This is a genomic window from Pseudomonas sp. PL-6, assembly GCF_054110165.1.
Map to the genome: position 1 here is coordinate 4,630,477 of NZ_CM134189.1, position 12,639 is coordinate 4,643,115.

Sequence of the window (12,639 nt, forward strand, 5' to 3'; positions counted from 1 at the left end):
GGAGCTTGCAGCTCACGCTGAATCTGGTGGAGGGGGAAGGATTCGAACCTTCGAAGTCGATGACGTCAGATTTACAGTCTGATCCCTTTGGCCGCTCGGGAACCCCTCCAAAGTGAGGCGGCATTTTCTAGATCTGCCACCCTGCTGTCAAGCATTTTCTCATTTAAAATCGTGAGGTTAGCTACTTTGACAACATCTTCGTCGGGAACCAACTTTGACCACCCTGCGAAGCGGGCGCCATTCTATGCAAACTACTGGAGCAATGCAACGCCTTCGCAGGGCATTAGTTGATGCTGCAAACCGGCGAAATCGCCGGCCAATCGCCCGAGCAAAAACTCATCGGCCAGGCGTCTGCTTTCCGGCGCGACACGCACCCAGAAACTGCGGTGCGCGCGCGACAACTCGCGCATTTGCGGCTCGTAACCCACTTCGCGCAGGCGCTGCATGACGCTATCGGCCGAGTCGCTGCGCGGGAAAATACCCAGGGAGATGCCGTTGGCCAGATCGCCTTGGGTAATGATGTAGCTATCGATACGCCGTGCCTGCAGCTCGCGCAGCTGCCGCAACGACGCCTGTCGCGAAGCCAGCGGCGGTAGATAAACCCAGTATTCAACCCCGGCTGCCGCATCGACGCTACGCACCTGGGCCTGAATATCCAGACTGAGCAAGCGCTGCTCCACCACCTTCGCCCGCGCCTCCTCCTCGAAGCTACCGAGAAACAGACAGACCGCCGCCGAGGCCGGCGACTCCTCTTCCGCCGGCTCACTGACACGCGCGCGCGGCGCAGTGGTCTCGCTCAGCAGGCGGATATCCTTGCGCGCGCCCTGGTAACTGCTCGTCGGCGCGACTTCCTTGGCGCGCAGTGGCGCCTGCTGCTGGTGCCAGACGTAATAGAAGACATTGAGCAGAACGAGCAACAGTAAGATCCAACGCATGCCTTGCCTCAATTCAGCGGACAGGCGATGGCCAGCCCGACAAAGACCAGATCGGCCACGACTTGCGCGCCCGGCACGACATCGCGCACCAGGTCAGCATCCCCGCCAGTCAGGAAAACCTCGAAACCTTCCGGAAAGCACAACCGCGCCTGCTCCAGCTGCACCGCGACAAAGCCCCTCAGCATCAACACGCAACCGCGCTCTACCGCCTCCGCCGTGGAGCGCCCGGGCTCCAGCTCCTGCAACGCCGCCAATGCCGACTGCCGGTCGTAGCGAATGCGCCGGGTATGCGTGCTCAGCTGATCACGCATCAAGGGCAGGCCAGGGCAGATAAAACCACCGAGATGCGCGCCATCGGCCGCCACCAGATCGGCGGTGACCGCCGTACCGAGGTCCACCACCAGGCAGGCGCGCTGGCCCAGGTGGTAGGCCCCCAGCACCGCCAGCCAGCGATCCAGGCCAAGGCGCTGGTAATCGTCGTAGCCGTTGCGCACCCCCCCGGCTTCTTGGGCCGGCTGAGCACAGCAAACCTCGACGACGAAGGCCGCACGCAACTCCTCGACCAACCGAGTGGTCTCCGCATCACTGCGCACGCTGACCAGGCGACAGTAGCGAATGCTCAAACCCGGACACTCCGCCAATTCGGCAAACAACCCGGCATCGGAGTCGACCACTCCCGAGCAGACCCGCTCGCCCCCCTGCGCCGTGATCACACGCCACTTGATGAAGCTGTTACCGCAGTCGAGCTCAAGAATCATGCTGCAACCTCAGGCTCAACTCTCCGCCACTGAAAGAACGCTCGACGCCCTCCACACTCAAGCGGATGGCACCGCGCTCGTCCACTCCGAGCACCACGCCAAGGGTTGCATCATCGCCCGCAAGCAATGCAACCGAACGACCGCGCCACAGATGCAGCGCCTCCCACTCCTCGCGCAAGCCGGCAAAACCCAGTCGCCAGTGGCGAGACAGATGCTCGGCCAGTTGGCATAGCAGCTCGCCTGCCAGCAGATTGCGATCGAACATGCCACCGAGACACTGACGCATGGAGGTCCAGGGCTGATCGATGGCCGCCGACGAGTCGAGCGCCATGTTCGCATTGATACCAATACCGATCACCACATGGCAGACATCCGCCGGGTCGCCGGAAAGCTCCAGCAAGATCCCGGCAATCTTGCGCCCATCCACCAGGACATCGTTCGGCCACTTGAGCCCAGCGGCATTCAGGCCACAAACCTGCAGGGTACGAGCCACCGCCAGCCCCACAGTCAGACTCAACGCCTCGACCTGGCGCATCCCGCCGTCGACCCGCAATGCCAGGCTGCAGTAGAGGTTTTCCGCAAAGGGACTCGCCCAGGCACGCCCGCGCCGCCCACGCCCGGCCGTTTGCCGCTCGGCGAGCACGACAAAAGGCGCGCTTTGTCCCCCCTCGAGTCGGCGCATTACCTCCGCATTGGTCGAGTCGAGACTGGCCAGCACGGATACCGGCCACGCCAAGGTCGCGACCTGGCGCTCGATCAGAGCGGCATCCAACAAGGTCATCGGCGCAGCCAAGCGATAGCCACGCCCAGGAACCTTGAATACCTCGATCCCAAACTCGGACTCCAGGCCCTGCAACTGTTTCCAGATGGCGCTGCGACTGACACCCAGCGCTGCCCCCAAGGCCTCGCCAGAATGAAAGCGCCCATCCTGTAGAAGTTTCAACAATGCCAGCATGCCAGGCCCCGCCACGAACAAGGCTGGCATGATAACGACGAGCCCACGGCTTGCATAGAAAGCAGAAGACTGCAGGAGCGCGCGAACGGCGCACCCCGCTGCAAAGCCGGACAGCCTTAGGATGCCCCGCGCGCACCGGCCGTTAGCTGCGCCGGCGCCGTTCCCGGTTTTCCCGGCGCAAAGAAGAAACCCCAGACCGCGTTGGCGATCTGGGGTTTCGTATAGGAGCTTGACGATGACCTACTCTCACATGGGGAAGCCCCACANTGCGCCTTCGATCCGAACATCTTCTCGTCAGCGGGAGGCGCATTCTACAGCGTTCAAAACCGCTGTCAACCACCTCGCTTACCGCCTTCAATCCATCCGACCGAAGCACCAACAGGATCTAACCACCACCCTGTCCACCGGCGCGCATTCTACACACCAGATTCAGCTTTGCAACCCCTCTTTTAAACTTAACTCATTGATTAACAAGAAGTTTTAGAAGAGCTTCAGCACTGAAGTGGCGCGCATTCTACCGCCAGGAGAACGCGCGTCAAGCATAAATTGCAGCTTTATTACTCAGCCTTGAGCGTGATGCGCGCAAAGGCCTTCTTGCCGGCCTGGCAAACGTGGGTCGCCCCCACCTTGAACAGAAAGGCCCGATCGACTACTTCGCCATCCACGCGCACACCGCCAGAGCCCAGCAGGTCGCGCGCAACGGCGGCGTTCTTCACCAACCCCGCCTTATTAAGGACGGAGGAAATCGGCATATCCTCGGCCGAGGCCAGTTCCACCTCGGGCAGATCCTCGGGCAGCTCGCCTTCTTTCATGCGGTTGCCGGCAGAACGATGCGCAGTGGCCGCCGCCTCTTCACCATGGAAGCGGGCGACGATTTCTTCGGCCAGCTTGATCTTGATGTCGCGCGGATTGGCGCCCTGCTCGACGTCGCGCCTGAACTGCTCGATCTCTTCCATGGAGCGGAAGCTGAGCAGCTCAAAGTAACGCCACATCAGCGCATCCGGCATGGACACCAGCTTGTTGTACATCACCCCTGGCGCTTCCTGGATGCCCACATAGTTACCCAGGGATTTGGACATCTTCTTCACGCCGTCCAACCCTTCCAGCAGCGGCATGGTGACAATGCACTGCGACTCCTGCCCATAGGCGCGCTGCAGCTCGCGCCCCATCAGCAGGTTGAACTTCTGGTCGGTGCCGCCAAGCTCGACGTCGGCTTTCAACGCCACCGAGTCGTAGCCCTGCACCAGCGGATAGAGGAACTCGTGAATGGCGATCGGCTGGTTGCTGGTGTAGCGCTTGTCGAAATCGTCGCGCTCAAGCATGCGCGCCACGGTGTACTGCGAGGCCAGACGAATGAAGTCGGCCGGCTTCAGCGCATCCATCCAGGTGGAGTTGAACGCGACCTCGGTCTTGGCCGGATCGAGGATCTTGAACACCTGCTGCTTATAGGTCTCGGCGTTATCCAGCACCTGCTCGCGGGTCAGCGGCGGGCGGGTGGCGCTCTTGCCGCTGGGGTCACCGATCATGCCGGTGAAGTCGCCGATCAGGAAGATCACCTGATGCCCCAGCTCCTGGAACTGACGCAGCTTATTAATAAGCACGGTATGGCCGAGGTGCAGATCCGGCGCGGTCGGATCGAAACCGGCCTTGATCCGCAGCGGCTGACCCCGCTTGAGCTTCTCGACCAGCTCCGCTTCAACCAGAACCTCTTCCGCACCGCGCTTGATCAGCGCCAGCTGCTCTTCGACCGACTTCATGACAGGACTCGCGACCACTCGAAAATGAAAGGGAACCAACCATACAAGATCGCGAACTAATTACAAGTTTTGCCCCGGGCAAGCGCCCGTACGTCTCCGCTCGGCATGTCAAGGGTTGCCCCACGCCGATTTTGGTTATATTTTATACAGTTAATGCATATTCCAAGAAAACGCCTCACGCCATGACGCAAAATACTCCCAAAGCCCCGCCCTACCCGAAGAGCCATATCCTGGCCGCTAGCGGTGTAGCTGCGCTGCTGAGCCTGGCTCTGCTGGTGTTTCCATCGCGCGAAGTCGAAGCGCAGAAGACCTTCCTCGACCTGGATCTCGGCAACGATGCCGAACTGGTACTGCAGGAAAAGGACGACCTCCGAGCGGGACAGCCCGCCACCGGCGCCGCCTCGCCTTTCGCCAAGATCGAGCAGAGTGCGGAGAACGCCGAACACAGCGCCGGACATGACGCTGATGATAAGAATCTCGAAACAGCCGACTCCCCCCCCACCGATCCCAGCCAACACAACGTCACCGTCAGCAACGGCGATACGCTGTCGACCCTGTTCGCCAAGGTAGGCCTGAGCGCCAACGACCTGCACGAAGCGCTCAACAGCAGCAAGGAAGCCAAGCGGTTCAGCCGCCTCAAGGTCGGCCAGGTGCTGGCGTTCGAACTGGACGAAGCCGGCAAGCTGAAGCACTTGCAAAGCAAGCTGAACGACCTGGAAACCATCCGCCTGAGTCGCAGCGACAAGGGCTTCGACTTCCAGCGCGATCTGGTCAAGCCGGAAGTGGTCACCACCTACAGCCATGGCGTGATCAACAGTTCGCTGTTCCTCTCCGCCAAGCGCGCCGGCCTCTCCCACGGCCTGACCATGGAGCTGGCCAACGTGTTCGGCTACGACATCGACTTCGCCATGGATATCCGCGAGGGCGACGAGTTCGAGCTGATCTACGAAGAGAAGGTGGTCAACGGCAAGCGCGTCGGCACCGGCAACATCCTCTCGGCGCGCTTCACCAATCGCGGCAAGACCTACACCGCGGTGCGCTACACCAGCAAGCAGGGCACCACCAGCTACTACAACGCCAACGGCGAAAGCATGCGCAAGGCGTTTATCCGCACCCCGGTGGACTTCGCCCGAATCAGCTCGCGCTTCTCCACCGGCCGCAAGCACCCGATCCTGAACAAGATTCGCGCGCACAAGGGCGTGGACTACGCGGCGCCGCGCGGCACGCCGATCAAGGCAGCCGGCGACGGTCGCGTCAGCCTGGCCGGCCGTCACGGCGGCTACGGCAACACCGTGATCATCCAGCACGGCCAGCGCTACCGCACCCTCTACGCCCACATGCAGGGCTTCGCCAAGGGCATCCGCAATGGCAGCACCGTCAAGCAGGGGCAGATCATCGGCTATATCGGCACCACTGGCCTGTCCACCGGCCCGCACCTGCACTACGAGTTCCAGGTCAACGGTGTGCACGTCGACCCGCTGAGCCAGAAGCTGCCGATGGCCGACCCCATCGCCGCCAGCGAGAAGCAACGCTTCATGCAACTGAGCAAACCGCTGATGGCGCGCATGGACCAGGAAAAGGCCACCATGCTGGCCGCCAACCAGCGCTAAGCCATGCCTCTCTATCTCGGCGTGATGTCCGGCACCAGCCTGGACGGACTGGACATCGCGCTGATCGAGCAAGAGCAGCACACGCGCCTGCTCGCCACCCTCTACCGGCCCATGCCGGATCGGCTACGCAGCGAACTGCTGGCATTGTGCGCCTCGGGCGCCGACGAGCTGGCACGCGCGGCGATGGCCGAACAGCAGTGGGTCGAACTGGCCGCCGCCGCCATCAATGAGCTTCTGCAGCAGCAGAACCTGACTCCGCAGCAGATTCGCGCCATCGGCAGCCACGGCCAGACCGTGCGCCATGAGCCGGCACGCGGTTTCACCATCCAGATCGGCAACCCCGCCCTGCTCGCCGAGCTGACCGCTATCGGCGTGGTCGCCGACTTCCGCCGCCGCGACGTTGCCGCCGGCGGCCAGGGTGCCCCCCTGGTACCGGCCTTCCACCAGGCACTGTTCGGCGATAGCGCACGGCATATCGCGGTGCTCAATGTCGGCGGCTTCAGCAACCTCAGCCTGCTCTCGCCCGGGCAGGACGTGCTGGGCTTCGACAGCGGTCCGGGCAACGTCCTGCTCGACGCCTGGATTCAGCACTGCCAGGGTCTCGCCTATGACCGCGATGGCGCCTGGGCGGCCAGCGGCAGGGTGCACCCCGAGTTGCTGAGCCGGCTACTGAGCGATCCCTTCTTCGCGACACAAGGCCCCAAGAGCACCGGCCGCGAGCTGTTCAATCTCGCCTGGCTGCTTGGCCATCTGCAAGCACTGCCGCCGCTGGCCGCCGAGGACGTGCAGGCGACTCTGGTCGAGCTTACCGCGCGCAGCATAGTCGGCGCCCTGCGCAGCGCGCAGGGCCGTACCGACGCTCTGCTGGTATGCGGTGGCGGCGCGCACAACGCCTGCCTGATGCAGCGCTTGAGCGAGCTGCTGGCGGATACCGAAGTGAGCAGCACCGCCGCTCAGGGCGTCGATCCGGACTGGGTCGAAGCCATGGCCTTCGCCTGGCTGGCCCACTGCGCGCTGGAAGGCATTCCAGGCAACCGCCCGAGCGTTACCGGCGCGAAAGGATTGCGCATCCTCGGCGCCATCTATCCGGCTTGAAACGAAAACGCCGCGCTTCGAGCGCGGCGTTTGTCATCCTGCGAAAACTTCAGATCGAGAACGACGAACCGCAGCCGCAGGTGGTGGTGGCGTTGGGGTTCTTGATCACGAAGCGCGAACCTTCCAGACCTTCCTGATAGTCGACTTCGGAACCTGCCAGGTACTGGAAGCTCATGGCATCGACCACCAGGCTGACGCCTTCGCGCTCGACTATGGTGTCGTCCTCGGCCACGTCCTCGTCGAAGGTGAAGCCGTACTGGAAGCCCGAGCAGCCGCCGCCCGTGACGAACACGCGCAGTTTCAGACGCGGGTTGCCCTCTTCATCGACCAGGGTCTTCACCTTGCTGGCCGCACCCTGGGTGAAGTGCAAAGGGGCGGGGGTGAAGGTTTCGACGCTCATGCTGTGACTCCCGGCGCCATGCGCCATACTGCGTTGGGCGTGCATTATCCGCTTGCCCCAGAAAATTGGTCAACTATTGCTCGGTGTCCAGCGTTTCGGGCAGCTCCAACGGCCGCACGCCGTCCTTCACATGGCACAGCCGGCCTTCGATCTGCGCGCCCATGGCCATTTCCATCAGGCTGTAATGCAGATTGCCGCGCACCCGCGAGCGCGCGCCCAGCTCCAGATGGCCGCTGGCGAACACATCGCCGCTCACCTCGCCGTCGATCACTATATGGGGTGCGCGCACCTCGCCTTCAACCAGGCCGCCGACGCTCACCCGCACCAGCCCCTCGCTGGCCAGCAGATTGCCGGTGACCCGACCATCCACCTGTACCGCCCCCTGAAAACGCATATCGCCCACCAGTTCGGCACCGGCGGCGATCAGGCTGGTCTTGCCGCTGAAACGCTGCAAGTCGGGCTTGGCCTTGTCTTTATTCCACATTGGCGGATGTCACTCCTCATCAATCCATTCGAATGTACGGTCCAGCGGCTTGTCGCCCTTGACCTCGGCGCGAACCTTGACCTGACGCGGCTCGAAGCCTTCCGGCAGCTCCAGTTCGGCGAAGCGTCCGGCTTCGGGGAAGGACTGGAAGTGTTTGAAGGAGAAGGGAATCGCCGCCTCGCCCACTTCGTCGGACAGCGCCGACAGTTCCAGACTGACGTCCTTGCCGCCCTGTCGCCCCTCGATGGTGACGCGCAGCTGCCCCTGCAGCGGCTCGTCGCCCGTGCCGACCCGGCTCAGCAGCAATTTGTAGCGGAAACGCCGCGGGGCGTCCGTGGCCTGCAGCTCAAAGGCGCGAATGCGCAGGCCTTCGCGACGACTGGCAGGCGCCAGCACGCCCTTGTAGAAGGCCAGGTCCTGTTGCTGCTTGAAGATCTGCTCCTCGAGCAACTTGATGGTACGGCGGTTCTGCTCCATGGCCTGCTGGGTGACCTTCTCGCTGCTGTCGACCACCGCCAGGCGCTGGCGCAGCAACTCCAGCTCCTGTTCCTGTTCGGCCAGGCGGGTGAGCTGGGCCTGGACCTCAGCCTGCTCGGCCTGTGTCTGCCGCTCGCCCCACCACAGGCCGAGGACAAAGGCCAGCGGCACGCTCAGCACCAGCAGGAGCAGCAGGACGAGGCGCCGGCGTTCGCGGCGCGGGTCGCTGACGCGGACCTCCCAGCCCGGTGTCACGGCAGCAGGGCCGCGTGCGACAGGCCGAGGCGCTCGTCGAGACCGAAGAGGATGTTCATGTTCTGCACCGCCTGACCGGAGGCGCCCTTGACCAGGTTGTCGATCACCGACAGCACCACCACCAGCTCGCCGCCCTGCGGCCGGTGCACGGCGATGCGGCAAACGTTGCCGCCGCGCACGCTGCGGGTCTCCGGATGGCTGCCGGCCGGCATCACGTCGACGAAGGGCTCATTGGCGTAACGCTGCTCGAACAGCGCCTGCAGGTCGACCGTGGTGTCGGCCACGCGCGCATAGAGGGTGGCGTGGATGCCGCGGATCATCGGAGTCAGGTGCGGCACGAAGGTCAGGCCGACCTCGCCGCCGGCGGCCAGGCGCAGACCCTGGCGGATCTCCGGCAGGTGGCGGTGGCCCTTGACCGAGTAGGCCTTCATGCTTTCGCCGGCTTCGCAGAACAGCGAACCGACGCTGGCGCCGCGCCCGGCGCCGCTGACGCCGCTCTTGCAGTCGGCGATCAGGCTGGCGCTGTCGGCCAGGCCGGCTTCCAGCAGCGGGATCAAGCCGAGCTGGGTGGCGGTCGGGTAGCAGCCGGGCACGGCGATCAGGCGCGCGCCCTTGATCGCCTCGCGGTTGACCTCGGGCAGACCGTACACCGCCTCGGCCAGCAGCTCCGGGGCACCGTGCGGCTGGCCGTACCACTTGGCCCACTCCTCGGCGTCCTGCAGGCGGAAGTCGGCGGACAGGTCGATCACCCGCGTGCCGGCGGCCAGCAGTTCGCCGGCCAGAGCATGGGCGACGCCGTGCGGGGTGGCGAAGAACACCACGTCGCAGGCGCCCAGGGTGGCGACGTCGGGCACGCTGAAGGCCAGCTCCGGGTAGTGCCCGCGCAGGTTGGGGTACATCTCGTCGACGCGCAGGCCGGCTTCGGAGCGCGAAGTGATCACCGCCACCTCCGCCTGCGGGTGCTGCGCCAGCAGACGCAGCAGTTCGACACCGGTGTAGCCCGTGCCGCCGACGATACCGACCTTGATCATCACATGCCCCTTTGCAAAAGCCATTGGAAAGGTGCCGATGATAAAGCCGCATCGGCCAAGCTCCAACCGCGCAGGTGACGCAGGCCGTCGCCTGCCTCTACTATCGAGGACATTTTCTGCCCGAGGATCGGCAATGCTCTACCTGTGGCTCAAGGCCCTGCACATCGTCGCCATGGTCTGCTGGTTCGCCGGCCTGTTCTATCTGCCGCGGCTGTTCGTCTACCACGCCATGAGCACGGACGCCGCCAGCCACGAGCGTTTCTGCACCATGGAGCGCAAGCTCTATCGCGGCATCATGATGCCCTCGATGGTCGCCACCCTGGGCCTCGGCATCTGGCTGCTGAGCCTCAACCCCGGCTACTACTTCGCCCAGGGCTGGATGCACGCCAAGCTCACCCTGGTGATCGCGCTGGTGGTCTATCAGCACCTGTGCGGCGCCCAGCTCAAGCGTTTCGCCCGCGGCGAGAACACCCGTAGCCACGTGTTCTACCGCTGGTTCAACGAGGCGCCGGTGCTGGCGCTGCTGGGTATCGTCGTTCTGGTCGTCGTCCGCCCCTTCTGAGGAATCCGTCATGTCCCTGCCCGCCCTGCTCGAACAACGCCTGCGCCTGCCGCTGATCGCCGCGCCGATGTTTCTGGTGTCCAACCCGGCGCTGGTCGGCGCCTGCTGCAACGCCGGCATAGTCGGCAGCTTTCCCGCGCTCAACCAGCGCGACAGCCAAGGCTTTCGCGCCTGGCTCGACGAAATCCAGGCCAGCCTGAGCGCCGACGCCGCGCCCTACGCCGTCAACCTGATCGTCCATCACAGCAACCCGCGGTTGCAGGCGGACCTGGCGATCTGCGTCGAGCGCCGCGTGCCCATCGTCATCACCAGCCTCGGCGCGGTGAAGGAAGTGGTGGATGCGGTGCACGGCTACGGCGGCCTGGTGTTTCACGACGTGACCACCCGCCGTCATGCGGAAAAGGCCGCCGAAGCCGGCGTGGACGGGCTGATCGCGGTCGCCGCCGGCGCCGGCGGCCATGCCGGCACCTGGAGTCCCTTCGCCCTGCTCGCCGAGATCCGCCAGTTCTTCGACAAGACCCTGCTGCTGTCCGGCTGCCTCAACCACGGCCACGAGCTGCTCGCCGCGCAACTGCTCGGCGCCGACCTGGGCTACATGGGCACGCGCTTTATCGCCAGCCAGGAGAGCAACGCCTCCGACGATTACAAGCGCATGATCCTCGCCGCCCACGCCGCCGATATCGTCCACACCCCGGCGGTCTCCGGGGTGCCGGCCAGCTTCATGCGCCAGAGCCTGGAGCAGGCCGGATACGACCTGAAGCAGCTGCAGAACAAGGCCGACATCAACTACGGCGAGAAGCTCAAGCCGGTGGACGACGAGGCCAAGGCCTGGAAGACCGTGTGGTCGGCCGGCCAGGGCGTCGGCGGCATCGACGACCTGCCCGCGGTCGGCGAACTGGTGGCGCGCCTGGACGGCGAGTACCGTGCCGCCCTGCAGCAGGCCGGCAGGCTGGGGCAACGCTGGCCGCGATGAAGCGCCGCCAGCTGCTCGGCCTCGCCGCCCTCGGCCTGCTCGGGGCCTGGGCGCTGCGGCCGCGCGACCGCGGCCAGGTGCACGACGCCTATTTCGCCGGCCTCAACCGCCTCATGCACGCCGAAGGCAACGGCATTGCGTCGCTGCTGCTCGATCTGGATCGCCTCGACGCCAACGCCGAACTGCTCGCCCAGCAACTGCCCGCGCACTTGGCGCTGCGTCTGGTGGCCAAGTCGCTGGCCAGCACCGGGCTGCTCGACTACCTGGCCAAGCGCCTGCGCACCCAACGCTTCATGGCGTTCCACCAGCCGCAGCTGAACCAGCTGGCGCGCAGCTTTCCGCAGGCCGACCTGCTGCTGGGCAAGCCGCTGCCGGCACAGGCGGCGCTGAACTTCTATCGCCAGCTGCCGCAGCACCCGGGTTTCGACCCCGCGCGCCAGCTGACCTGGCTGATCGACAGCGAGGCGCGCCTGAGCCAGTACGCCGAGCTGGCCAGGGCGCTGGGGCAACCACTGCGCATCGCCCTGGAAATCGATATCGGCCTGGCCCGCGGCGGCTTCGCCGATCCCCAGGCGCTGGGCCAGACCCTGCAACGGCTACGCCGGCAACCGGGGCAACTCCAGCTGCAGGGATTGATGGGCTACGACGCCCAGGTCGCCCACGCCCCGCCCTGGCTGAGCCAGGAGCGTGCGTTCGCCCAGGCCAACGCGCGCTATCGCGAGTTCGTCGCAGTGGCGCGAGGCTTTACCGAGCTGTGGCCGGCGCAGCCGCTACTCAACGGCGGCGGCAGCCTGACCTACGCCCTGCACAGCCGACTGGACAGCCCGCTCGGCGAAGTCGCCCTCGGCTCGGCCCTGCTCAAGCCGGGCGACTTCGATACGCCGCTGCTGGAGCAGCACCAAGCGGCACTGTGGATCGCCAGCCCGGTGCTCAAGGCGGTCGACGGCGCCCTGCCCTTCCTGCACGCGGCGCAACCGCTGCTCGCCGCCTGGAACCGCAATCGCCAGCGCGCCTACTACCTCCAAGGCGGCCGCTGGCCGGCGACGCCGGTATCGCCGCCCGGCCTCGCCTACGACTCGCTGTACGGCCGCAGCGCCAACCAGGAACGCCTGATCGGCAGTGCCGCCAGCGGCCTGAGCACAGACGACTGGGTCTTTCTGCGCCCGGCGGTCAGCGAGGGCCTGCTCGGCGACTTCGGCGAACTGCAGCTGCTGCGAGGCGGCCGCCTGGTCGGACGCTGGGCCGCCCTGCCCGGCGGCTGAGAGACCGGCGCGAACTGCGGCGCAGGCCGCTTGTGCATTGGCCTGTCGGCACTCTAGGCTTAGCTCACCTCCACTTCCCGCAGAC

Annotated in this window: 13 protein-coding genes and 1 tRNA gene; 5 read left to right on the forward strand and 9 right to left on the reverse strand. The window is 65.2% G+C overall.

Translation table 11 applies throughout. The features are described from left to right. Nucleotides 1-24: 24 nt before the first annotated feature. The 5 genes from ACW9UL_RS20285 to tyrS all read right to left on the reverse strand — a co-directional run bounded on the left by ACW9UL_RS20285 (nt 25) and on the right by tyrS (nt 4,405). Nucleotides 25-109 (reverse strand) — tRNA-Tyr (locus ACW9UL_RS20285). 142 nt (nt 110-251) lie between these two features. Continuing rightward, nucleotides 252-935, reverse strand: a complete 684-nt coding sequence (locus ACW9UL_RS20290) for an SPOR domain-containing protein (RefSeq protein WP_122110279.1) — start codon at nt 933-935, stop codon at nt 252-254. An 8-nt stretch (nt 936-943) separates the two neighbouring features. After that, a complete protein-coding gene (locus ACW9UL_RS20295; protein ID WP_457788069.1) occupies nt 944-1,693 on the reverse strand; it encodes a pantothenate kinase in 750 nt (249 codons plus the stop codon). Further along, nucleotides 1,683-2,648, reverse strand: coding sequence for a bifunctional biotin--[acetyl-CoA-carboxylase] ligase/biotin operon repressor BirA (birA, locus tag ACW9UL_RS20300; protein ID WP_457788070.1), 966 nt, complete (start codon nt 2,646-2,648; stop codon nt 1,683-1,685). The genes ACW9UL_RS20295 and birA overlap by 11 nt, the downstream gene beginning before the upstream one ends. A gap of 557 nt (nt 2,649-3,205) precedes the next feature. Next, the gene (tyrS, locus tag ACW9UL_RS20305; protein WP_457788071.1) at nt 3,206-4,405 is read right to left on the reverse strand and encodes a tyrosine--tRNA ligase; all 1,200 of its coding nucleotides are present in this window, start codon (nt 4,403-4,405) and stop codon (nt 3,206-3,208) included. 182 nt (nt 4,406-4,587) lie between these two features. Here tyrS and ACW9UL_RS20310 point away from each other — a divergent pair, with 182 nt between their 5' ends. Together ACW9UL_RS20310 and ACW9UL_RS20315 are read left to right on the forward strand one after the other, a co-directional pair. Next, nucleotides 4,588-6,015, forward strand: a complete 1,428-nt coding sequence (locus ACW9UL_RS20310) for a peptidoglycan DD-metalloendopeptidase family protein (protein WP_457788072.1) — start codon at nt 4,588-4,590, stop codon at nt 6,013-6,015. Between the two features lie 3 nt (nt 6,016-6,018). Further along, a complete protein-coding gene (locus ACW9UL_RS20315) occupies nt 6,019-7,110 on the forward strand; it encodes an anhydro-N-acetylmuramic acid kinase (RefSeq protein ID WP_021443724.1) in 1,092 nt (363 codons plus the stop codon). Nucleotides 7,111-7,159: 49 nt separating this feature from the next. Here the strand turns inward: ACW9UL_RS20315 and erpA are convergent, their stop codons facing one another. The 4 genes from erpA to argC all read right to left on the reverse strand — a co-directional run bounded on the left by erpA (nt 7,160) and on the right by argC (nt 9,757). Continuing rightward, complete coding sequence (erpA, locus tag ACW9UL_RS20320; protein WP_021443725.1) at nt 7,160-7,510, reverse strand: iron-sulfur cluster insertion protein ErpA; 351 nt, start codon at nt 7,508-7,510, stop codon at nt 7,160-7,162. A 73-nt stretch (nt 7,511-7,583) separates the two neighbouring features. Continuing rightward, nucleotides 7,584-7,994: a bactofilin family protein gene (locus ACW9UL_RS20325; protein WP_021443726.1), complete on the reverse strand. Its 411-nt coding sequence runs from the start codon at nt 7,992-7,994 to the stop codon at nt 7,584-7,586. A 9-nt stretch (nt 7,995-8,003) separates the two neighbouring features. After that, entirely contained in the window at nt 8,004-8,726 is a 723-nt protein-coding gene (locus ACW9UL_RS20330; protein WP_457788073.1) for a DUF6776 family protein, read from the reverse strand. After that, entirely contained in the window at nt 8,723-9,757 is a 1,035-nt protein-coding gene (gene argC / locus ACW9UL_RS20335; RefSeq protein ID WP_457788074.1) for an N-acetyl-gamma-glutamyl-phosphate reductase, read from the reverse strand. The genes ACW9UL_RS20330 and argC overlap by 4 nt, the downstream gene beginning before the upstream one ends. A gap of 133 nt (nt 9,758-9,890) precedes the next feature. Between argC and hemJ the strand changes: the two genes are divergently transcribed. Genes hemJ through ACW9UL_RS20350 form a run of 3 tightly spaced genes read left to right on the forward strand, consistent with a single transcriptional unit; the run spans nt 9,891 to nt 12,554 of the window. After that, nucleotides 9,891-10,319, forward strand: a complete 429-nt coding sequence (hemJ, locus tag ACW9UL_RS20340; RefSeq protein WP_457788075.1) for a protoporphyrinogen oxidase HemJ — start codon at nt 9,891-9,893, stop codon at nt 10,317-10,319. 10 nt (nt 10,320-10,329) lie between these two features. After that, the gene (locus ACW9UL_RS20345) at nt 10,330-11,292 is read left to right on the forward strand and encodes an NAD(P)H-dependent flavin oxidoreductase (protein ID WP_457788076.1); all 963 of its coding nucleotides are present in this window, start codon (nt 10,330-10,332) and stop codon (nt 11,290-11,292) included. Further along, complete coding sequence (locus tag ACW9UL_RS20350; RefSeq protein WP_457788077.1) at nt 11,289-12,554, forward strand: alanine racemase; 1,266 nt, start codon at nt 11,289-11,291, stop codon at nt 12,552-12,554. The genes ACW9UL_RS20345 and ACW9UL_RS20350 overlap by 4 nt, the downstream gene beginning before the upstream one ends. Nucleotides 12,555-12,639: the final 85 nt, after the last annotated feature.

Excerpts from the sequence above, each read along its gene's own strand:
- argC (WP_457788074.1), bottom strand. The coding sequence starts at position 9,757 with ATGATCAAGGTCGGTATCGTCGGCGGCACGGGCTACACCGGTGTCGAA.
- ACW9UL_RS20315 (WP_021443724.1), top strand. The coding sequence starts at position 6,019 with ATGCCTCTCTATCTCGGCGTGATGTCCGGCACCAGCCTGGACGGACTG.
- tyrS (WP_457788071.1), bottom strand. The coding sequence starts at position 4,405 with ATGAAGTCGGTCGAAGAGCAGCTGGCGCTGATCAAGCGCGGTGCGGAA.
- erpA (WP_021443725.1), bottom strand. The coding sequence starts at position 7,510 with ATGAGCGTCGAAACCTTCACCCCCGCCCCTTTGCACTTCACCCAGGGT.
- ACW9UL_RS20350 (WP_457788077.1), top strand. The coding sequence starts at position 11,289 with ATGAAGCGCCGCCAGCTGCTCGGCCTCGCCGCCCTCGGCCTGCTCGGG.
- birA (WP_457788070.1), bottom strand. The coding sequence starts at position 2,648 with ATGCTGGCATTGTTGAAACTTCTACAGGATGGGCGCTTTCATTCTGGC.
- ACW9UL_RS20345 (WP_457788076.1), top strand. The coding sequence starts at position 10,330 with ATGTCCCTGCCCGCCCTGCTCGAACAACGCCTGCGCCTGCCGCTGATC.
- ACW9UL_RS20325 (WP_021443726.1), bottom strand. The coding sequence starts at position 7,994 with ATGTGGAATAAAGACAAGGCCAAGCCCGACTTGCAGCGTTTCAGCGGC.
- ACW9UL_RS20290 (WP_122110279.1), bottom strand. The coding sequence starts at position 935 with ATGCGTTGGATCTTACTGTTGCTCGTTCTGCTCAATGTCTTCTATTAC.
- ACW9UL_RS20310 (WP_457788072.1), top strand. The coding sequence starts at position 4,588 with ATGACGCAAAATACTCCCAAAGCCCCGCCCTACCCGAAGAGCCATATC.
- hemJ (WP_457788075.1), top strand. The coding sequence starts at position 9,891 with ATGCTCTACCTGTGGCTCAAGGCCCTGCACATCGTCGCCATGGTCTGC.
- ACW9UL_RS20295 (WP_457788069.1), bottom strand. The coding sequence starts at position 1,693 with ATGATTCTTGAGCTCGACTGCGGTAACAGCTTCATCAAGTGGCGTGTG.